Source organism: Pseudomonas sp. NPDC079367 (genome assembly GCF_044542195.1).
Lineage (GTDB): Bacteria > Pseudomonadota > Gammaproteobacteria > Pseudomonadales > Pseudomonadaceae > Aquipseudomonas.
Genome location: NZ_JBITTW010000001.1, coordinates 861,201 through 881,610, shown reverse-complemented (window position 1 = coordinate 881,610; position 20,410 = coordinate 861,201). Strand labels below are relative to the sequence as shown.

Annotated in this window: 20 protein-coding genes and 1 pseudogene; 9 read left to right on the top strand and 12 right to left on the bottom strand. The window is 60.6% G+C overall.

What is annotated here, in order from left to right; all coding sequences use genetic code 11:
- Positions 1–250: 250 nt before the first annotated feature.
- Positions 251–730, top strand: a complete 480-nt coding sequence (locus tag ACIGDJ_RS03910; RefSeq protein WP_313003118.1) for a histidine phosphatase family protein — start codon at positions 251–253, stop codon at positions 728–730.
- Entirely contained in the window at positions 730–1,485 is a 756-nt protein-coding gene (cobF, locus tag ACIGDJ_RS03905) for a precorrin-6A synthase (deacetylating) (protein WP_397478351.1), read from the top strand. Before ACIGDJ_RS03910 ends, cobF begins: the two co-directional genes overlap by 1 nt.
- A gap of 213 nt (positions 1,486–1,698) precedes the next feature.
- Here the strand turns inward: cobF and ACIGDJ_RS03900 are convergent, their stop codons facing one another.
- The 3 genes from ACIGDJ_RS03900 to ACIGDJ_RS03890 are packed head-to-tail and all read right to left on the bottom strand — an operon-like array spanning position 1,699 to position 4,280.
- Positions 1,699–2,880 carry an acetyl-CoA C-acetyltransferase gene (locus ACIGDJ_RS03900; protein ID WP_397478350.1) on the bottom strand — a complete coding sequence of 394 codons (1,182 nt, stop codon included), beginning with the start codon at positions 2,878–2,880 and terminating at the stop codon, positions 1,699–1,701.
- An 11-nt stretch (positions 2,881–2,891) separates the two neighbouring features.
- A complete protein-coding gene (locus ACIGDJ_RS03895; RefSeq protein ID WP_101162662.1) occupies positions 2,892–3,557 on the bottom strand; it encodes a CoA transferase subunit B in 666 nt (221 codons plus the stop codon).
- Positions 3,558–3,581: 24 nt separating this feature from the next.
- A complete protein-coding gene (locus ACIGDJ_RS03890) occupies positions 3,582–4,280 on the bottom strand; it encodes a CoA transferase subunit A (RefSeq protein ID WP_076567492.1) in 699 nt (232 codons plus the stop codon).
- 247 nt (positions 4,281–4,527) lie between these two features.
- Here ACIGDJ_RS03890 and ACIGDJ_RS03885 point away from each other — a divergent pair, with 247 nt between their 5' ends.
- On the top strand, positions 4,528–5,424 hold the full coding sequence (locus ACIGDJ_RS03885) for a LysR substrate-binding domain-containing protein (protein ID WP_397478349.1): 897 nt from the start codon (positions 4,528–4,530) through the stop codon (positions 5,422–5,424).
- Between the two features lie 18 nt (positions 5,425–5,442).
- Here the strand turns inward: ACIGDJ_RS03885 and ACIGDJ_RS03880 are convergent, their stop codons facing one another.
- The 6 genes from ACIGDJ_RS03880 to ACIGDJ_RS03855 all read right to left on the bottom strand — a co-directional run bounded on the left by ACIGDJ_RS03880 (position 5,443) and on the right by ACIGDJ_RS03855 (position 13,019).
- Complete coding sequence (locus tag ACIGDJ_RS03880; protein WP_397478348.1) at positions 5,443–6,285, bottom strand: NAD-dependent protein deacetylase; 843 nt, start codon at positions 6,283–6,285, stop codon at positions 5,443–5,445.
- Between the two features lie 54 nt (positions 6,286–6,339).
- Positions 6,340–7,386 (bottom strand): class I SAM-dependent methyltransferase, encoded by a 1,047-nt coding sequence (locus ACIGDJ_RS03875; RefSeq protein ID WP_397478347.1) that lies wholly within the window; start codon positions 7,384–7,386, stop codon positions 6,340–6,342.
- A 149-nt stretch (positions 7,387–7,535) separates the two neighbouring features.
- A complete protein-coding gene (locus ACIGDJ_RS03870; protein WP_130000182.1) occupies positions 7,536–8,582 on the bottom strand; it encodes an NAD(P)/FAD-dependent oxidoreductase in 1,047 nt (348 codons plus the stop codon).
- Positions 8,569–10,752 carry a hypothetical protein gene (locus tag ACIGDJ_RS03865; RefSeq protein WP_397478346.1) on the bottom strand — a complete coding sequence of 728 codons (2,184 nt, stop codon included), beginning with the start codon at positions 10,750–10,752 and terminating at the stop codon, positions 8,569–8,571. The genes ACIGDJ_RS03870 and ACIGDJ_RS03865 overlap by 14 nt, the downstream gene beginning before the upstream one ends.
- A gap of 219 nt (positions 10,753–10,971) precedes the next feature.
- Positions 10,972–12,282 (bottom strand): ATP-binding protein, encoded by a 1,311-nt coding sequence (locus ACIGDJ_RS03860; protein ID WP_101162656.1) that lies wholly within the window; start codon positions 12,280–12,282, stop codon positions 10,972–10,974.
- Positions 12,279–13,019 carry a response regulator gene (locus ACIGDJ_RS03855; RefSeq protein ID WP_039762337.1) on the bottom strand — a complete coding sequence of 247 codons (741 nt, stop codon included), beginning with the start codon at positions 13,017–13,019 and terminating at the stop codon, positions 12,279–12,281. Before ACIGDJ_RS03855 ends, ACIGDJ_RS03860 begins: the two co-directional genes overlap by 4 nt.
- 297 nt (positions 13,020–13,316) lie before the next feature.
- On the opposite strand from ACIGDJ_RS03855, the gene ACIGDJ_RS03850 reads away from it, so the two are divergent.
- The 3 genes from ACIGDJ_RS03850 (at position 13,317) to ACIGDJ_RS03840 (ending at position 15,254) form a co-directional block, all read left to right on the top strand.
- The gene (locus tag ACIGDJ_RS03850; protein ID WP_101162655.1) at positions 13,317–13,580 is read left to right on the top strand and encodes a DUF2790 domain-containing protein; all 264 of its coding nucleotides are present in this window, start codon (positions 13,317–13,319) and stop codon (positions 13,578–13,580) included.
- Between the two features lie 33 nt (positions 13,581–13,613).
- Positions 13,614–13,952 carry a hypothetical protein gene (locus ACIGDJ_RS03845; protein ID WP_397478345.1) on the top strand — a complete coding sequence of 113 codons (339 nt, stop codon included), beginning with the start codon at positions 13,614–13,616 and terminating at the stop codon, positions 13,950–13,952.
- A gap of 90 nt (positions 13,953–14,042) precedes the next feature.
- Positions 14,043–15,254 carry a cytochrome c biogenesis protein DipZ gene (locus ACIGDJ_RS03840; RefSeq protein ID WP_397478344.1) on the top strand — a complete coding sequence of 404 codons (1,212 nt, stop codon included), beginning with the start codon at positions 14,043–14,045 and terminating at the stop codon, positions 15,252–15,254.
- 18 nt (positions 15,255–15,272) lie between these two features.
- Here ACIGDJ_RS03840 and ACIGDJ_RS03835 read toward each other — a convergent pair whose 3' ends face one another.
- On the bottom strand, positions 15,273–15,734 hold the full coding sequence (locus ACIGDJ_RS03835) for a GNAT family N-acetyltransferase (RefSeq protein ID WP_101162652.1): 462 nt from the start codon (positions 15,732–15,734) through the stop codon (positions 15,273–15,275).
- A 230-nt stretch (positions 15,735–15,964) separates the two neighbouring features.
- Here ACIGDJ_RS03835 and ACIGDJ_RS03830 point away from each other — a divergent pair, with 230 nt between their 5' ends.
- Positions 15,965–16,777 carry a class I SAM-dependent methyltransferase gene (locus ACIGDJ_RS03830; RefSeq protein ID WP_101162651.1) on the top strand — a complete coding sequence of 271 codons (813 nt, stop codon included), beginning with the start codon at positions 15,965–15,967 and terminating at the stop codon, positions 16,775–16,777.
- A 142-nt stretch (positions 16,778–16,919) separates the two neighbouring features.
- Here ACIGDJ_RS03830 and pcsA read toward each other — a convergent pair whose 3' ends face one another.
- Positions 16,920–17,642 (bottom strand): phosphatidylcholine synthase, encoded by a 723-nt coding sequence (pcsA, locus tag ACIGDJ_RS03825; protein WP_101162650.1) that lies wholly within the window; start codon positions 17,640–17,642, stop codon positions 16,920–16,922.
- Between the two features lie 258 nt (positions 17,643–17,900).
- On the opposite strand from pcsA, the gene ACIGDJ_RS03820 reads away from it, so the two are divergent.
- A complete protein-coding gene (locus ACIGDJ_RS03820; RefSeq protein ID WP_397478343.1) occupies positions 17,901–18,635 on the top strand; it encodes a tellurite resistance TerB family protein in 735 nt (244 codons plus the stop codon).
- Between the two features lie 266 nt (positions 18,636–18,901).
- Here the strand turns inward: ACIGDJ_RS03820 and ACIGDJ_RS03815 are convergent, their stop codons facing one another.
- Positions 18,902–19,360, bottom strand: a complete 459-nt coding sequence (locus tag ACIGDJ_RS03815) for an REP-associated tyrosine transposase (RefSeq protein ID WP_397478342.1) — start codon at positions 19,358–19,360, stop codon at positions 18,902–18,904.
- 194 nt (positions 19,361–19,554) lie between these two features.
- Between ACIGDJ_RS03815 and ACIGDJ_RS03810 the strand changes: the two are divergent.
- Positions 19,555–20,307 (top strand): annotated as a pseudogene (locus tag ACIGDJ_RS03810) (DNA polymerase ligase N-terminal domain-containing protein); the annotation flags it as partial.
- Positions 20,308–20,410 lie beyond the last annotated feature (103 nt).

Sequence of the window (20,410 nt, the reverse complement as noted above, 5' to 3'; positions counted from 1 at the left end):
TCGGCGTTGTAGTCCATTGCCTTGGTTGGTGTGAGACATTGCCTATCCAAGCTTCTGCGGATGGCAGGACGGCAATCCTGATACCCACGGTTTTACGGCACAATGGCTCGCGGATTGGCTGTGCCGTCACTTGTATTAACTTTCAACCGAGAACCTGCTTGTGCCAAGTAGCCGTTTGACATTGATTTGCCATGCGCGAACCGTCGCACAAAAACTGGCGCGTTTTCCTACGGACGAGCCTGTTGAAGATTTGCCTGCAGCGTCTGACGCCTTCAAGGCGCGGTTCGCTCCGCCATCGCGACTGATTTGCGGGCCAGAGTTGCGGACCCGGCAGACGGCGGCGTGGCTGGGCGTCGATGCGCACATTGACTCAGCCCTGCGCGATTGCGATTGGGGAGGCTGGCACGGCCAGTCGATCAAGGGTTTGCAGGCCAATCACGCCGACGCGTTGCGGGTTTGGCTGGCCGATCCAGACGCGGCACCCCACGGCGGTGAGTCGCTCAGACAACTGACGGAACGGGTCTCAAGATGGCTCGACAGCATCGCCGCAACGCCGGGGCCCGTGATGGCGGTCACCCATCCGTTCGTCATGCGCGCGGCGTTGATGCAGGTGCTGCAAGGCGTAACGTTCAACGCGATCGACGTCGAACCGCTGTCGATGATCGAGCTGCGCTTCAACGGCATCTGGCGACTACGCTTGCCGGGCACGGCTCTCGGAGAGGAATTGTGATGAAACAGCTGCTGGTCATCGGCATTGGCGCCGGCAATCCGGACTACATCACGATGCAGGCGGTGAAAGCGCTGAACCGGGTCGATGTGTTCTTTCTGCTGGATAAAGGCGAGGGCAAGCAGAAGCTGATCGATCTGCGCCGCGAGATTTGCGAGCGCTACATCACCGATCACGCTTATCGCTTTGTCGAAGCCAGCAGTCCGGAGCGCGACCGGGGTGATGTCGATTACACGGCAAGCGTCGATGCACTGAACCGCACCAAACAACAGACCTTCGAACGGCTGATTGATGAACAATTGTCCGACGGCCAGTGCGGCGGTTTCCTGGTCTGGGGCGACCCGGCGTTATACGACAGCACAGTGCGGATCCTTCAAGCGATTCGGGCATCAGGCCGCTGCGCGTTCGAGTACGAGGTGATCCCCGGGATTACCAGCGTCCAGGCTCTGGCTGCGCAGCACAAGATACCGCTGAATACGATCGGCCGTTCGATGGAAATCACCACCGGCCGGCAGTTGGCGGCGGGGCAGGTGAGTGAGGCGGACAGTGTTGTGGTGATGCTTGATGCCGAAGATTCGTATCAGCGGGTGGCGGACCGGCAGACCGAGATTTTCTGGGGGGCTTACCTGGGCACGCCGGACGAGGTTCTGCTTAGCGGCACGCTGGCGGATGTCGCCGATGAGATTGAGCGGGTGCGCAAAGCGGCACGGGCGAAGCATGGGTGGATCATGGATACCTATTTGCTGCGCAAGCCATAGATTGGGTGGCTGACCTGGCCCCTTCGCGAACAAGCCCGCGCCCACAGTGGAATGCATCGCAAAATGGGAGAGAGCCTGCTCGCGAAGGGGCCAGACCATTCCCTACGATTCTCGACGGCAAAAAGAAACCCGGTGCAACGCAAGTCGCACCGGGTTTTTTGTTGCCAGCCAACAGCGGATGTCGTGGATCCGCCGCTGGCCTTGAACTTCGTATCAGACGCGTTCCAGCGCCAAAGCCACACCCTGGCCGCCGCCGATGCACAAAGTCGCCAAGCCTTTTTTCGCGTCGCGCTTGAGCATTTCATGCAGCAATGTCACCAGCACGCGGCAGCCCGATGCACCGATCGGATGGCCGAGGGCGATGGCGCCGCCGTTGACGTTGACCTTGGCCAGATCCCATTGCAGGTCTTTGGCCACGGCCAGCGATTGTGCGGCGAACGCTTCGTTGGCTTCGATCAGGTCGAGCTGATCGATGCTCCAGCCGGCCTTGTCCAGGCATCGGCGGGTGGCCGATACCGGGCCGATGCCCATGATCGCCGGATCGACGCCAGCGTTGGCGTAGGCAGCGATTTTGGCCAGCACCGGCAGGCCCAGCGACTTGGCTTTCTCGGCACTCATGAGTATCACGGCGGCAGCGCCATCGTTCAGCGACGAGGCGTTGCCAGCGGTGACGCTGCCGTCCTTTTTGAACGCCGGGCGCAATTTCGCCAGGGATTCGGCGCTGGTGTCGCCGCGTGGCTGCTCGTCGACCTTGAACGCGACAGGATCACCTTTACGCTGCGGAATCAGGATCGGCGTGATTTCCTCAACGAAGCGGCCCGCCTCAATCGCAGCGGCAGCTTTCTGCTGGGAAGCGGCAGCAAAGGCGTCCTGCTGTTCGCGGCTGATTTCATACTTGTCCACCAGATTCTCGGCGGTAATGCCCATGTGGTAATCGTTGAACGCATCCCACAGGCCGTCGCTGATCATGGTGTCGACGATTTGTGCGTGGCCCATGCGCAGACCAGTGCGCGCGCCCGGCATGATGTAGTTGGACAGGCTCATGTTCTCCTGACCGCCGGCGATGATCACTTCAGCGTCGCCGCAACGGATTGCCTGTGCCCCGAGATGCAAGGCTTTCAGGCCCGAACCGCAGACTTTGTTCAGGGTCATGGCCGGCACCGCGTGGGGCAGGCCGGCCTTGATCGCGGCCTGACGCGCCGGGTTCTGCCCGGCACCGGCGGTCAGCACCTGACCCATGATCACTTCATCGACCTGCGCACCGTCGAGGCCGGTCTGCTCGAGCAACTGGCGGATCACCGCCGCGCCCAGATCTACGGCGGACACGCTGGCCAGGGAGCCCTGAAAACTGCCGATCGCGGTACGCGTGGCGGCAACAATGACGACGTCTTGCATTTTCGAATTCCTCACTCGGCAGCGAACTGCATTTGCGGTACGTGATCCGGGACGATCAGTTTACCAGCGGTTTTGGCGACGATTTCTTCAACGCTGACGCCAGGTGCGCGTTCCTTGAGGACAAAAGCGCCATTTTCGATTTCCAGATAGGCGAGGTCAGTCAGCACGCGCTTGATGCAACCGGCTCCGGTCAGCGGCAGACTGCATTTGGCCAGCAGCTTGGATTCACCGTCCTTGGACGCGTGGGTCATGATGACAATGATGTTGTCGGCACCGGCCACCAGATCCATCGCGCCGCCCATGCCCTTGACGAGTTTGCCGGGGATCATCCACGAAGCGATGTTGCCTCCGACGTCGACTTCGAACGCGCCGAGTACGGTCAGGTCGACATGGCCGCCGCGGATCATCGCAAAGGATTCGGCGGAATTGAAGATTGACGCGCCGATCCGTGCGGTCACGGTTTGTTTGCCGGCGTTGATCATGTCGGCATCAATGGTTTCTTCGGTCGGAAACGGTCCCATGCCGAGCAGGCCGTTTTCCGATTGCAGCATGACTTCCATGCCTTCGGGGATGTAGTTGGCGACCAGGGTCGGAATGCCGATACCGAGGTTTACGTAGTAGCCGTCCTGCATTTCGCGGGCGACGCGCTGAGCCATTTGTTCGCGGGTAAGTGCCATGTTGTTGTTCTCCGTAGGCCTGAATTATTTGCGGATGGTGCGCTGTTCGATGCGTTTTTCGAACGTGCCGCAAATGACTCGATCGACGTAGATGCCCGGGGTGTGGATCTGCGTGGGGTCGAGTTCGCCGGGCTCGACGATTTCTTCGACTTCGACCACGGTGATCTTGCCGGCAGTGGCCGCCAGCGGGTTGAAGTTCTGGGCGGTGTGGCGGTAAACGACGTTACCGAAATGGTCAGCCTTCCAGCCTTTGACGATGGCAAAGTCGCCGGTGATGGACTCTTCCATCAGGTACTTGCGTCCCTTGAACTCACGCACTTCCTTGCCTTCAGCCACCGGGGTGCCGACGCCGGTGGCAGTGAAGAACGCCGGAATGCCGGCACCGCCAGCGCGCATTTTCTCGGCGAGGGTGCCTTGCGGGGTGAGGATAACTTCGATGTCGCCCTTGAGCAGTTGCTCCTCGAACAGCTTGTTTTCGCCGACGTAAGAGGCGATGACTTTGCTGATCTGGCGATCGGTGAGCAGCACGCCGAGGCCGAAACCGTCGACGCCGCAGTTGTTGGAAACCACGGTGAGGTCACGGGTGCCCTTGCGCTTGATCTCGGCGATCAGATTTTCCGGAATGCCGCATAGCCCAAAGCCGCCGGCGATAACGGTCATGCCGTCTTCCAGCCCGGCCATCGCTTCCTCGTAGGAATACACACGCTTGTCGAAACCTGCCATAGGCACCTCTTTTATTATTTGCGGGCGGCTGGCTAGCCGAATGACTGGAGTGTCTCTCCGTGAAATATATTTGTTAAGTTGATTTTTGCGGTTGATTGATTGATAAAACTCAACGATCGCCGAAATCGATGATTGTCTGTAGGAGCTGCCGAAGGCTGCGATCTTTTGATCTTAAAAAATCAACGTCAAAAGATCGCAGCCTTCGGCAGCTCCTACATGACCGAGTTTCATGCTCAGAGCCTTTATTATGACCATCAAGCAGATCCGTGCCTTTCTCGCCGTGGCCCATAGCCTCAGTTTCGCTGTGGCCTGCGAGCGTCTGCACCTGTCGCAATCGGCGCTCAGCCTGACCATCAAGGCGCTGGAAGAAGGCTTGGGCGGGCGCCTGTTCAGCCGCAACACCCGTAATGTCGCGCTGACCGCGGAAGGGGAATCGCTGCTGCCGTTGGCGCGCCGGTTGATCGCGGACTGGGACAACGCCGAGGACGAAATGCGTCAGCGCTTCAGCCTGCAGCGCGGGCGCGTAACGCTGGCGGCGATGCCGTCGTTTGCTGGCAATCTGCTGCCGCCGATCCTCAAGAGTTTTCGCGCGCGATATCCGAACGTCAACGTGACGGTCAATGACGTGATCAACGAGCAAGTGCTGGAAATGGTCCGCGATCGTCAGGTTGAACTTGGCGTGGCGTTCGCGCCAATGCAGAGCACTTCGGTGACGTTCACGCCGCTTTATGTCGACCGCTTTGTCGCAGTGGTGCCGGCGGATTCAGTGCTGGCCAAACGCGCCGACATTGATTGGCAGACCTTGCTGCAAGAACCGTTCATCACCCTGCAGCGGCCCTCGACAGTGCGGGTCATGCTTGAAGAGCATCTGCAGGCGCGCGGGATGAAGTTACCCGTGGAATTCGAAAGCCATCAATTGGCGACGGTCGGCCGGATGGTGGCCAGTGGGCTCGGGGTCAGCGCGGTGCCGGCGTTGTGTACGGGGCAAATGCGCGAGCTGGGCGCGCAGTGTCTGACCTTGAATGATTCGGTCGAGCGGGCAATTGGCGTGTTGACCGAGCCGGGCAATGAGCTCTCGGCGGCGGCCCAGGCATTGTTCGATATTCTCCAGCAGGAAAACCTGAGCGAACGTCTGCTGCCCTGAGCACCTGCGAAATGGGCTTCAGAATTGCAGACGCTGTGCCAGCAGCGGCAGTAGCGCTTCGCACGACCCTTCAATCTTCAAATCGAGCAAATCGTCGGCCCGGGTCTTGCCCAGGTTGATCGCAATCAACGGCTTGCCGCGCTCGGCGATGACCCGGCACAGGCGAAACGCCGAATACGCCATCAACGACGACCCCACCACCAGCAACCCCGCCGCATTTTCGGCAGCCGCCATTGCCCGTGCCGCCGTTGGCGGCGCCACGTTTTCGCCGAAAAAAACCACATCCGGCTTCATCCGCTCACCCGCACAATGCGGACACTGTGGCACCTGAAAGCGCGCCTCGAACGCCGGATCAAGCAGGGTATCGCCATCCGGCGCCTGCACCGCGTCAACGCCTCTCAGATAGGGATTGTGTGCTTCCATCTGCTGCTGAATCTCGTCGCGCTGGCTGCGCTGGCCGCAGTCCAGGCACAGCACCCGATGCAAGCTGCCGTGCAGTTCGATCACATCATGGCTGCCGGCCTGATCGTGCAAGGTGTCGACGTTCTGCGTGATCAAAGCGCTGATTCGGCCACGCTGCTGCAGCGTCGCCAACGCTTCATGTGCGGCGTTCGGTCGGGCCTGGCGCACGCGTGGCCAGCCGAGCATGGCCCGTGCCCAGTAGCGACGACGTGATTGCGGGGCGGCAAGGAATTCCTGATACATCATCGGCTGCCGTCCGCGACGCACGCCGTCGCTGTCGCGGTAGTCCGGAATGCCCGAAGGTGTGCTGATGCCGGCGCCGGTCAGCACTAGAAACTTGTCTTCGGCCATGGCCTGCAGCAGCGTGTCGAAATGTTCACGGATCGGGCTGTCGAGCATGCTCAGCACTCCAGATTGGACAGTGCTCGCAGGTTAGCACGCGATCCGCATGGGTTACTTGCGCGCCTCCAGAATCAGGTTGAACGGCGTTTGCGTGGCGCGGCGGAACTGTTTGAACCCGGCTTCGGCAAAGACTTTGCGCAAGCGCAATTCACCTGCCTGCGCACCGAGCCCGAAACCGACTTCCTGAGACAGTGAGTTGGGCGTGCAGATAAACGTCGAGGCGGCGTAGAACAGGCGCCCGACCGCGTTGAGATTGTCGTCCAGTTTATCGTTGGCGAACGGTTCGACCAGCAACACTGTTCCGTCGTCTTTGAGTGACTCATACGCATGACGGGCGGCACCGACCGGGTCGCCCATGTCGTGCAGGCAATCAAAAAAGCAGACCAGGTCATAGTCGCCGCCAGGATAGTTTTTCGCCGTGCCCTCGAAGAATCTGGCGCGGTTGCCCACGCCACCTTCTTCGGCGCGTTGCGTGGCAACCGTGATCGACGGCACGTGAAAGTCAAAACCGACAAACTGTGACTTGGGAAACGCCTGGGCCATGATCACCGTCGACGCTCCGTGGCCGCAGCCGATGTCGGCGACTTTGGCGCCGCGTTCGAGTTTGGCCACCACACCGTCGAGTGCCGGCAGCCATTCCGCGATCAGATGACCTTTGTAGCCGGGGCGGAAGAAGCGTTCGGTGCCGCTGAACATGCACGGGTGGTGATCGCCCCAGGACAGAGCGCCGTTGCCGCGCATGGCCTTGACCAGTTTGTCCTTGTCATGGAAAAACGACGCGACCACGCCGAGGCCGCCGGCCACGTACACAGGGGAATCTTCCACTGCCAGCGCCAGTGCCTGTTCTTGCGGCAAGCGAAACTGACCGTCAAGGTGCTCCATGTAACCGGACGCGGCGTGGGCGCTCAGCCATTCGCGCACCAGGCGCGGGTTGCAGTCGGTTTTTGCCGCGAGGGCTTCGGGGCTGATCGGTTGGCTGTCGGCCATTGCCCGGTACAGACCGAGTTCTTCGCCGACAATGACATTGGCCAGCATCGCCGCGCCGCCCATGTCGTTGACCAGTTTGCCCATGAATTCGTTGAGCTTCGCCTCATTCATCACGTGTGCTCCTGAAACAGGATCACCGTCCGGCGGCGTTGAATGTCGAGGCAGGCGCCACCGGGCGGTGGTCACGGATAGGGGCAGGGCACAGCAGAAGTCCTGCGGCCCCCTCGACTGGGTAATGAATGAGTCTAGACTCCTTTTGCTCAATCAGTGCCCAGCCATCGGGGCGGGAACGGGTGTTGACCATAGAAACTGCGCAGCTGTGTCAGGTCGTGTTCATACCAGCAGCGCAGCCATCGCTGATACTGTGCTTGTGCGAGCGGTCGCAGTAGCGGTCGGAACCAGCCGTCGTGAATGGCTTGAGCGGCCTGCATGCCGCTCATCAACGCCTTGAGCACCCCGTGCGACGAAGCCGGGTCGAGCCGGCTTGCAGCATCACCCACAAGAAAGTACCCATCACCGGCCACAACCTCGCTTATGCGCCAGCTCACATCCGCACCGCGTATCGGGCCCGCCTGCGGTAATGCCTGCAGGTCTGCGGGCAATATTCGCAGGCAAGGATTTATCCCCGGCGTAGCCTCGGCTTCCAGCGTCAGGTGTGTCCAGTGCAGCAACTGTGCCTTGACCTGAGCGATCCAGGTCCAGCCATCAGGGGTAGCCAGCAAATGCGGATGGCTTGCGTAGGGCTCGCAGCGACCCTGCAAATAACCGTAGCGAGCCACCAACGCAGGAGAATCGATTTGTTCCGTCAGGTGCAGTTTGCGGCCAAGCCAGCCGGTAGCTCCACTGGCGTCGATCAAATACGAGGCAGAAAGGCAGCCGCTGTCGGTCTCCACACCGATGACTCGGCGCCCATGGGTGAGCACCTGCTGCGCCCGACATGGCTGATACACCTCGACCCCCGTGGACGCCGCTTGCTGCAACAACGCCCTGTCCAATTGCGCGCGGCTGATATGGAAGCCGCGCCATGGGCCATTTGCATCCGTGCCGAAAGCGTTGAAACGCGCCGGGCCGTGCCAGTGCACCCATTGGCCTTCAAAGCGCAGAGTCGACGAGGCACCGAGCAGATCGGCGATGCCGAGCTGTCGCAATAACGGTTCGATCCCCGGATGCAGGCTTTCGCCGGGGCGGAATCGGGGAAACGCGTGCCGTTCGAGCAAAGCCACGCGCAACCCTCGGCGGGCACAACTGATGGCGCTGGCGCAGCCCGCAGGGCCTGCGCCAATCACCACAACATCAAAGTGTTTCATCAGCGATCTGCCAGGCCTCTGCATCCTGTTTCATCAGGATGGTATCGGTGCTGACGAACAACAGGACCTGTCGCTCCACTTCGACGTGACGCAATTTGAAATCATCATCGGCAGTGCTGACAGCCCCGCGCTTGTACATCGAAAAACGCTGCACCCAGCCCTCGAGAACAATGCCGGCTTCCTGCTGGGCCGTATCGAGTTCGTTGTCCGGTTGCTGCACCTCGAGAAACGACAGCAGCGGCCAGGCATTGCGCTGGGCGTTGTCATCGTCAGCGCCAAGCACCTGATAAACCCGATGCATCGAAACGACCCGCCGCTCATACGCGGGTTGTGATGTGCGGCCGGTCAGGCTCAGGGAAAAAAGCCCGTCCAGGGCGACCTGGGTGTAATCGGCGTGGGCATAGGCGTGGTACTGGGCAAACAGGCGATTGTCTTGAACGATGAGTTGCGGACCCGGCTGATCGTCCCAGGCAATGGCACCGTGCTGGTTAATTTCCTGATCGGTCAACGGGATGATGGTGTGCAGACTTGAACGTGGTTCGAAAACGCGCACCGAGTCCGGTGCCACCCCCGGCCAGAAGGAGCCCAGAGCCGCGCAGATTTTCGCATCTTCGGGAAACGGGCTTGCCATCTGATAGCCGGCCAACACATTGATCCATTGCGCATCGGAAGTTTTCTGTCGAATCCAGCCTACTTCCCAGCCCGGACCGAAAACCCCGGCGGCGCCGTCGGGCAGCGAGGAAGGTCGCGAACTCTGAGCGAGCGGCATTTGCGATGACGTGCGCAGGCGCGGTTCAGCCGAAGCGACAATCGCCGTCACCCCTCGATCCTTGTCAGAAAACAACTGATCCTTGAGATTCAGGTTGGCGCAATACCGCACGTTGGAAAGCGCTTCGAGGCGGGCGTGCCAAATGTCGGGATCGGGGAAAAGCGGCTCTTCGCGGACCCAGCGCAGCAGTTTGCGCTGACTGCACAGTGGGTAAAAATCCGGAGGGCCGATAATCGAATAGGCAGCCACCGTCGGCAGCAGGTCGTTGAGGACCGGGCAGTGTGGCCGAACCCATCCGTCAGCTGTCGCGTCTTGGTAGTGCAGGGCCTCATAACCGCCTGCACGCACCAGCGCTTCGACATCGGGGTGGTTGTTCAAATCATTGATGCTGCCGTCTGCGTCAACCTTGTGTCGGCCATGCACCATGCCGCCGGTGTTGGCTGGCATCAGAAACGATAGCGGTCGGCCCTCGAGTCTGGCGGGCTCGACCAGCCGTGCTTTCGGCTCTGGCAGCAGCAGTCCGGTGCCGAAATCCTCCACAGTTGCCCAGGCAGCCAGATCATCGGTCACGACAAAGGGCGGCTGGCTGATCTGCGGTTCCGCCCAGCCGGTGCCACTGTGACGTAAATGGATGTGCCGCAACTTCTCGTTGATCTGATGATTTTCCAGGGTCACCGCCAGTTGCAGGCCCGCCAGGCACTGGTCGCCATCGAACAGCTTGTGCAGCGGCACCCAGAAATCCAGCTCGGGATCGACGTCGGCCTGAAAGTCCATCGGCCCGAAGCGCTGCGCATCACCACGCAATTGCATGGCAATGTACGCGCTGTAGAGCACCGGCATGACCCGGATGCCATGGGCGTCGCCGTCGACAAAGGGCAGGAAGCATCGCTGTCTGGCGTCATACCGGGCAGGCATCGTGCCGACGCGGGCAATGCCGGTGCGCGAAAAGCAAAGATCGGCGTGTCGGCCGTGCACGGTGTCGGCCGCGCAGCGATATTCACTGGCAAAGGCCACTACCGCCAAGGGCGCGCCAGCGGCGGTCAGGCGCAGTTGATCGAGGGTGGGCGGGGCGATGCTGTAGACATAGTTCAGAACGGTTTCGATTTCGCCCTGAGTCGGCAACAGCAGCAGATCCGTTCCGGTTTCGTCGACGGTCACTTGCGGTGATGCCAGCGCGTGATACAGCAAGCTGCGCGAGGGCGCCGCCGCTTCGATTGCGCAGACTCCGTCGGGGTCGAAATCTTCGAATCCGCTCAGGCAGCGATTAACCGTCAGGGGTCGTCGCAGCTCGGCTGCCAGTGGCTCTGCCAACAGATCAAGGCCATGGGCCAACATCAGCGAACGCCAGCCGCCGGGCGCCAGCCGATGACATACCTGGGTGACGGATTCGAGCAGAGTCATGGCTGATCCTCGTTACGGTTCGCGAGCCGTCATCAAACAGCACAGGGCAGACGCCTCGCTACTGTCAGGTCTGACAGTAGCGAGGCGTCTGCGCATGCATAACCATAGGGGGCTTCGCCCGGGCGCAACAGTCGGGAAATTCCGGCGAGGTTGTAGGCAGATGCCTGCTGTTCGGATGGAAACAGCAGGGCGGCAGGAGGGAAATTTAAACAGTGGCTGTCAGCCGTGCAGCGGCAACTTCAGTTCAGCGCAGAGCCCGCCGCCTTCACGATTGCTCAACAGCAGCGAGCCACCCAGCGCCATCGCCAATTGCTGGGCGATCGCCAATCCGAGCCCGGTACCGCCGGTGTCGCGATTGCGCGAGTTTTCCACGCGGTAGAACGGTTCCAGCACCTGCGCCAGTTCGGCCTCGGCGATGCCCGGGCCGCGATCGAGGACTTTCACCGACAGGCTGTTGCCCTGCGCTTCGACCTGCAATTGCGCGGCGCCGGCGAATTTCAGGGCGTTGTCGGTCAGGTTCACCAGCACCCGACGCAGGGCTTGCGGACGGGTTTCGATTACCGCTTTGCTTTTGCCGCCGAGCTGAACGTCCTTGCCCATGTCCTGATAGTCGAAGACCAGGCTGTCAAGGAACGAGTCGAGATCGGTACGGCGGCTTTCTTCGGTGGCGCCATGAATGCTGCGGGCATAGGCCACGCCTTCGCGCACCAGATGCTCGATCTCGCCGAGATCGCTGCTCAGTTTGTCTTTCTCGACCGAGTCGTCCATGAACTCCGCGCGCAGTTTCATCCGCGTGATCGGCGTTTGCAGATCATGGGAGATCGCCGCCAGCAGTTGCATGCGTTCTTTCAAGTAGGCGGCAATGCGCGTTTGCATGGCGTTAAACGCCCGCGCCGCGTGAACCACTTCAGTCGGGCCTTGCTCGTCGAGTTTGACCGGGTGTGCGTTGGGGTCGAGGGTTTCCACGGCGTTGGCGAGGCGGGTGAGGGGACGAATGGCGATGCGCACGGCGAGCCAGGTGCAGAGGATCAGCAACGCCAGTTGGCCGAGCAGCACCACCGGCAACCACGGTGACAACGGCACCATCGCCGGACGGATATCGATGGTCACGGGGCTGCCGTCGCTCAGGCGCAGATGGCCCTGGAAATGTCGTCTCTGCCCACCGGGAACCTCGGTAAACACGATTGGATAAGTATCGCCGATGGCCGCGGTAATCGAGGCAATGGCAACGGACTCTTCAGCCGAGGTCACCGGCATGCCCGGTTCGCCCTCATTGAGCAGGTAGCCGTAATTGCGCCGTGCCAGACGCGGCAACCAGGCCTCGCGTTCGGCGGCGGGCAGGCGATCGAGGATCGCCATCGACGTCGAGACGTCGGTTTCGAGGTTGCCGAGCATGGTGCTTTTCGCACTCTGGTAACGCTCGTAATACTGCGCGCCGAACGACAGGCCCTGCGCCAGAATCAGCCCGATCAGGAAAATCAGCGACAGGCGCGAGGCGAGTGTGCGCGGCCATTGCAGCTTGAGTTTCATGCCGACGCCCCGAGCAGTTCGACCGGCAGTGAAAACACGTAACCTTCACTGCGCACGGTCTTGATGTAAGCCGGCTCGCGGGCATCGTCGAGCAGACGCTGACGCAGGCGGCTGACCAGCAGATCGATGGAACGGTCGAACAGATCGGCTTCGCGTCCCTGGGTCAGGTTGAGCAATTGGTCACGGCTGAGCACCCGTTGCGGATGGTCGAGAAATACCCGCAGCAGGCGGTATTCGGCGCCACTGAGGGCCACCATGGTGCCGTCGCTGTCGAGCAAGTGCCGGGCCGAGGTGTCCAGTTGCCAACGACCGAATGCCAGCAGGCGTCCGGCTTCGGTGACCACCAGGTTCGGCGGCAACATGCGTGTGCGGCGCAACACGGCGTTGATCCGCGCCAGCAGTTCACGGGCGGCGAAGGGTTTGGTCAGGTAATCGTCGGCGCCCATTTCCAGGCCGATGATGCGGTCGGTCTCATCGTTGCGCGCGGTGAGCATCAGCACCGGCGTCGCCTTGTGTTTGCCGACGCGCAATTCGCGGCACAGCTGCAGGCCATCGTCGCCCGGCATCATGATGTCGAGCACGATCAGGTCGACGGTGTTGGCATCAAGGAAGCTGCGCATCTGCCGGCCATCGGCGACCACTGTCGTGCGCAGGCCGTTTTTCTTCAGGTAGTTGCCTACCAGCTCACGGATCTCGCGGTCGTCGTCGACGATGAGAATGTGATCGACATGTTCCATCGGTTCAAGCCTCTGTCAAAGGGGGAATGCCGTGCAGTCTATAGCGCCGTGAACTGCACGCCTGCCTGCCTTTGTATTGCAGTGTATCTGCCGCAACGGCGGATACACGCCGACGCAAAAACGCGATTTTCTGCGGGTTTTGTATCGCTGTGTATCTACACGCGGCGTGGATACACAACGAGTGATTCTCGTCCTTTCCTGACACAGACGCGATACCTCGAGAGCCTCAAATAGGCTCCATCGAGGCACACACAGACCGCCTCGGCTCAAACCCACTGAAGCCTTGAGGACACCACCATGATCAACAAATCCGTAGTCGCCGCTTGCCTGTTCGCCGCGCTGAACATCTGCACCCTGTCGGCCCACGCCGAAGCTGACGTCAGCCGGCAAACCTACACCTACGGCACCCATCTGGATATCAAGAAAGTGCTGTCGATGACTGAGGACACCTCGGTGACTTGTGGCATCACCGAGGCGCGCATGACCTACCTCGATTCTGCCGGCAAAACCCGCGAGCTCGACTACAGCAAATTCGCTGAAGGCTGCAACAACCAGAACTGAGCCATCCCTACTTTTTCTGCAAGGAGTTTTGCCATGAACAACGTCTCGCGCTTTTTGACTGCCGCAGCCTTCGCTTTCACCGGCGCCGCCGCCCACGCCAACAGTGCCGTAGAGCAGAGCAGTTGCGCCAGCAGCACCTGCTTCCAGCTGACCACAGTGGCGAAGGAGGGCAGTGATGCACTGATCGCCGCTGACGGCTTCAGCCGCACGCCGCAAGGTCAGATGGTTGCTGCTGATGGGTCGAGCCGCACGCCGCAGGGCCAGATGGTTGCTGCTGATGGTTCCAGCCGTACGCCTCAGGGCCAACTGGTCGCGGAAAACGGTGCCAGTCGCACGCCCCAGGGGCAATGGCTGGATGGCCAGAGCGCATGAGCCACGGCGTTAACAAAACAGGCTAGCGAGGGGGGTGTTTCTCCTCGCTGTCCGGTTGCGTGTCCAGCCCCCATTTCAAGGTGACCACTTATGTACCTCATCGCATTTCTCGGCGGTCTGCTGACCATCCTCAGTCCCTGCATCTTGCCGGTGGTGCCGTTTCTGTTCGCTGGCGCCAACCGCACACGCTCCTCAATCCTGCTGACCCTCGGCGGCATGGCGCTCACCTTCGCGCTGATCGCAAGCCTCGCCGTGGTCAGCAGCGAGTGGGTGATTCAGGCCAGCAACACCAGCCGCCACATTGCTCTGTTGGTGATGGCGCTGTTCGCCCTGTCACTGATCTCGGCCCGCGTCGGCGACTGGCTGACCCGCCCTTTTGTCGCGCTGGGCAACCGTCTCGATCAGGACACACGTAAACGTGCAGGACCGATGGGCTCGATCATGCTCGGTGTCGCCATCGGTCTGCTGTGGGCGCCGTGTGCCGGGCCGATCCTCGGCGTGATTCTCACCGGCGCGATGCTGCAAGGCGCAAATGCCCAGACCAGCCTGTTGCTGCTGGCTTACGGCGCCGGCAGCGCCTTGTCCTTGGGTACGCTGATTTTCGCCGGGCGCGGGTTGGTCAATCGGCTGAAACCGTCGATCCCGTTCAGCGGCTGGTTGCGCCGTGGTGCCGGGGTGGCGGTGCTCGCTACGGTCGCGGTGATTGCGACGGGCGCGGACAAATCCCTGCTCGCCAATACCTCGTCCGAAGGCGTGGCCAGCGTGGAGAAAAACGTCCTGGAAAACGTGCCGAAAGTGGTCGACTACTTTGTCAGCAAAGTCCGCGCCGACTCGATGATGGACGAAGCTCAGGGCCCGATGCCGTCGCTGGCCGGCGCTGTGCAATGGCTCAACTCACCAGAGCTGAGCGCCGAATCCCTGCGCGGCAAAGTGGTGTTGGTGGACTTCTGGACCTACGACTGCATCAACTGCCAGCACACCCTGCCGTACGTCAAAGAGTGGGCGAAGAAATACGCGAAGGATGGACTGGTGGTCATCGGCGTACACACCCCCGAATACGGCTATGAGCGCATCATCGACAACGTCAAGGATCAGGTGAAAAAACTCGGCATCACCTACCCGGTGGCCATCGACAACGACTACGCGATCTGGCGCAACTTCGACAACCAATACTGGCCGGCGCATTACCTGATCGACGCCAAGGGCCAGGTGCGCTACAGCCACTTCGGCGAAGGTCGCTATGAGGCGCAGGAACACATGATCAAGCAGTTGCTGGAAGAGGCCAAGGCACCGGCCGCCTGATCAAAACAACGCAATGGCTCAAAGGTCGCGGACCATGAGCCATTGCGTTTTGTCCCACGCTTGAAAATGCTGCAGCACCTGCCAGCCGCGTCTGTTGTAGTAGTCGTGTTTGTCCTGCGTGTGCAGATACAGGCGCGCCACTCCTCGTTTTTTCGCCTCTTCGCATATCCCTTCAATCAACCGCTCGGCCAGGCCTTGACCACGCGCCTGGGGATCAACGAATACGCAGGCCAGCCAAGGGCCGAGATCGGCTCGATCAGCGAGGTCATCGCGCGCCAGTGCTGCGCCGCCGAGCAGCCGTTCACCGTCGATGGCAATCAGGCACGACCAGTCGCCATTGCTTTGGCCTTCGGCAAATTCCCGCTGCCATTGAGCCAAGGGTTGGTCGACATACTCGTAATGAAATTGATGATGAATCCATGCCGCGTAGCGATCGCTGTGCTGCATGTGTGCGGCGAGCCAGTCGAGTTGAAGTGACATCGGTCGAGTCCTTTCCTGAGGCGAGCCGGCATCAGAAACCAATCCAGCGGCGGTGGCAATGCGCAAGGTGTATCAGGCGCTTGACAGATCCCCGCCGCTCATCGGCAAAGTGCCCGGTTTACGGGGTTGCCGGACGATTGACAGGGACGCCGGGCAGCCTCGGCGCGATAGTGAGCAAGCACGGGCCGCGTCGACGCCTGTGCATTCTCTCTGCCACGGAGCTCGCTGTCATGAGTACCCCGATTGATCTCACTGCCCTGAAGGAACGTCAGAAAGTCGCTTGGGCCAGTGGCGACTACGCCGTGATCGGCACCACGTTGCAAATCGTCGGCGAAAGCCTCGCCGAGGCTTGCGATCTGCGCTGCGATGAGGAAGTGCTGGATGTCGCCGCCGGTAACGGCAACGCAACTCTGGCGGCGGCGCGGCGCGGTTGTGTGGTGACCTCGACCGATTATGTGGCGGCTTTGCTGGAGCGTGGCCAGGACCGCGCCCGGGCCGAGCATCTGGAGGTGATTTTTCAGGTGGCCGATGCCGAGGCACTGCCTTTTCCCGATGAAAGCTACGACGCCGTACTGTCCACTTTCGGCGTGATGTTTGCACCCGATCAGGTGACCGCAGCGACTGAGTTGGGGCGAGTCTGTCGTCGCGGCGGACGGATCGGTATGGCCAACTGGACGCCGGAGGGCTTTGTCGGCCAGATGTTCAAAATTCTCGGCCAGCATCTGCCCCCGCCCGCAGTTGCTCAGCCTCCATCGAACTGGGGCTCGGATGCGTGGCTGCACAAACATTTCGATGATCGCGATTTTGTCGTGCGCGTGACGCGCAGCCATTTCAACTTCCGCTACCGGTCGGCGGCGCATTTCATTGACATCTTTCGGCACTGGTATGGGCCAGTGCACAAGGCATTTGCGGTGTTGTCGCCCGAGGCCGGGCAGGCGCTGGAGAATGATTTGACAGAGTTGCTCAGCCGATCGAATCGGGCGGGAGAGCAATCGCTGGTGGTGCCGAGTGAGTATCTGGAGGTGGTGATTACCAAGCGCTGATGTTCGATTCGTCAGTACGACAATCGAATGTGCAAGTGGGCTTGCTCGCGAATGCGGTGCATCAGGCGGTTTGTGTGTTGACTGACACACCGCATTCGCGGGCAAGCCCGCCCCCACAGGACCTGCATTTCAGTCCGGATTCCTATTTCATCTGAGGCCGGTCAAACCACTCCAGCGCCGTGCGCCAGATGCAGATCCCCAGAAAGTAAGCCGACATCAGCAGCCACAAACCCATCACCAACGGATTGATCACCGGGTGATTGAGCACCAGCGACAAGCTGCACAACAGCCAGATCGCCGTCACCGCAATATTGATCGGCATGAAGCGGCGCACGCGGAACGGGTGCAGGAACTTCATCCGCGTCACCGTCAGCAATGCCAGACCGATCACGGTGAGAAAGGTAATCCACGGCCCCGGGCCGATGATGTACAGACACAATGCAACCACGTTCCAGGCCGCCGGGAAGCCGACAAAGTAGTTGTCCTTGCTCTTCATGTTGACGTTGCAGAAGCAGAACAGCGACGACACCAGAATCACCGACACCGTCAGCAGCAGGGTGTAATCGGGCAGGGGAATGTAGCGGTAGATAAACAATGCCGGGATGAATACATAAGTCAGGTAATCGATGACCAGATCGAGGATCGAACCGTCGAAACTCGGCAACACCGATTGCACATTGACCTTGCGCGCCAGAGCGCCGTCGAGGCCGTCGACGATCAGCGCCACGCCCAGCCACATCAGGCAATGGATTGGCTGGTTTTCCAGCAGGGCGAGGGTGGCAAGGAAGGCTGTGACCACGCCGGTCGCGGTAAAACCATGGGCGCCCCATGCTTTGAGCCTGGCGATGTGTACGGTGGATATCACGGGGGCGTTCTCCAGAAAGTGAAGCAAGCCGGGTATCGCCCATCGTCAGAAAGGGCGTCGGCAAACCGGGTCGGGTTGCAGCTATCGACCGGTTTCGCCGGGATAAGGTTCACCACCCTTGAATCTTAGCTCGCCGGCGGAAAATTTCTTGCGCGGCGATCCAGCGGTTATCGGGCGTCAGCCCAACGGTGCTGGCGCTATGGCCGCATCGGTCTATCGTTGCCTGACGCAATAGGGCCGGGCCCTGAGGATGACGTCATGAATACCAGCGATTTGCTCGAACAACTGCTGCGAGGCCAGGCCTCGGCGGGACAACAACGTGGTGCTTCGGCTGGCGGCGGGCTGGGCGGACTACTCGGTGGCCTGCTGGGTGGTGGCAGTCAGACCGGGGCGGGCGCGGCTGCTTCGGGTGGCCTCGGCGGCCTGGGTGGTCTACTCGGTGGCCTGCTCGGCGGTGGTGGCTTGGGAAGCGCCCTCGGTGGTGGTAGCCGAAGCCGTTCTGGCGGCACCAATTACGCCGCACTCGCTTCGCTGGGCATGATGGCCTACCAGGCGTATCAAGCCTGGCAACGCAGTCAGGCCAGCAAGGCACCGCAAGAACTGCCACAAACCGCCGACCTGCTCGCCGGCCCGCAAATCGAAACTCACAGCCACGCGGTGCTGCGCGCCTTGATCGCCGCCGCTAAGGCTGACGGGCGTATAGACGATGCAGAAAAGCATCTGATCAGTAGCGAAATCGGCAAACACACCGCCGATCCGCAATTGCAACAATGGCTCGACGCCGAAGTTGCCAAACCGCTGGATGCCGGTGAAGTCGCGCAATCGGCTAATGGCGATCCGGCTGTAGCCGCCGAAATGTATCTGGCCAGCATCATGCTGGTCGACGATCAACAGGCCGCCGAACGCAGCTATCTGGATGAACTCGCTGCAGCGTTACGCATCGATCCGGATCTGCAGGTGCATCTGGAACAGCAGGCCAAAGGGCAAGCCTGAATCAACAGCAAAAGATCGCAGCCTTCGGCAGCTCCTACCTTTGAAATACGGTTCACCTGTAGGAGCTGCCGAAGGCTGCGATCCTTTGATCTTCAGAACCATATGGCATTCACCCAGGGTAATCCCCCAAACGCGCCACCACTCGGTTCGCAAGGCACACCGGGCAAGGCGTGTTGATATCCATAAAGATCGCAGCCTTCGGCAGCTCCTACCTTTGAAATACGGTTCACCTGTAGGAGCTGCCGAAGGCTGCGATCCTTTGATCTTCAGAGCCATATGGCGTCCCACAAAGGGTAGTCCCCAAGGCGTCTCACCAGACCGGCTCGCACGGGATTCTTGACTACGTAGAGCGCAGCGGCTTTGAGGTCTTCATCTCGTCTCAAGGCACGATCGTAATACCCTCGCTGCCATAATTGTCCTTGGCGACCATGTTGTCGATTGTATGCCTGGCAACTTCGTGATTTAACGCGACACATCAAATCTGCAAGCGAGCCCTCATTAAGCTCAACTAGCCAATGCAGATGGTCTGGCATTACGACCCAAGCCAGAGAGATCGCTAACCCGGCTTCACTGCACCTCCTCAACTCGTTGACCACTAATCTTCCGTCGTGCCAATTGGTAAAGACACGCTCACGTTGGTTAACCACAGCGGTCAGTAAATAAACTCTTCCGGTCTCAGAATTTCGGCCCGTTCTCAGACGACAGGCTTTTGCAGCAGCAGGCATTCCATTGCCTCCCTTTCAAGACCCTGAAAAAACCTTAGCGTCTGCACTCTATTTAGCCAGCTCATGCAGTTACTCGATGTGTCGCTAAACGCCTCGGCCATTCCATCCGTCCGGGGCTTTTTTACCTCGATTGAATTTTTCCGCTGCCGTATCGCTCTTCTGCATAACAGAACCCGCTTGCCATCGGTGTGCTCATGAACAGGAACCTCGACGATTACAACCGCATGCGTGATTTTTCTGCGACTTCGGAACCGGCGGCGGTCAAGCGCCCGGGCCGTAAGTCGGCCAAGGATCACGCCTTGCAGTTCTGCATCCAGAAGCACGACGCTTCGCACCTGCATTACGACTTTCGCCTGGAACTCGATGGCGCACTGAAGAGCTGGGCGGTGCCGAAGGGGCCGTCGCTGGACCCGAAGGTCAAGCGCCTGGCCATTCATGTCGAGGATCATCCGCTCGATTACGCGACGTTCGAGGGCAGCATTCCAGAGGGGCATTACGGCGCCGGCGATGTGATCGTCTGGGATCGTGGCGTGTGGATTCCATTGGAGGATCCGCACAAGGCCTATGCCAAGGGGCGGCTCAAGTTCGAGCTGCAGGGCGAGAAGCTTGGCGGTGTCTGGAATCTGGTGCGCACGCATATGCCGGGCAAGAAGGAACAATGGTTTCTGATCAAGCACCAGGACAACGCCGCGCGCCCGCAGGATGACTTCGACGTGCTGGTGGCCGAGCCCGACAGCGTGCTCAGCGAGCGCACGATCGTCGGTAAATCTTCGCCTGCCGTCGATAAGGCCAAACCGGTAAAAAAGGCCCCCGCCAAGGCGCGCAAGCAAGCGTCCGGGCAGCTCACCGGCGCGCGCAAGGCCAAGCTGCCGGCGCTGATAAAACCGGAACTGGCGACGCTGGTCGACAGCGCACCCGAAGGGCAGTGGAGTTACGAGATCAAATTTAAATAGGTGCCACTTCAAATGTTGCGTTTCAGGTGCCTTATTTTGCGGGATCCGACGTTAGTGGTGTTGCGATTGAAAAAATTCCTTTGTTGCCTTTCGGTGC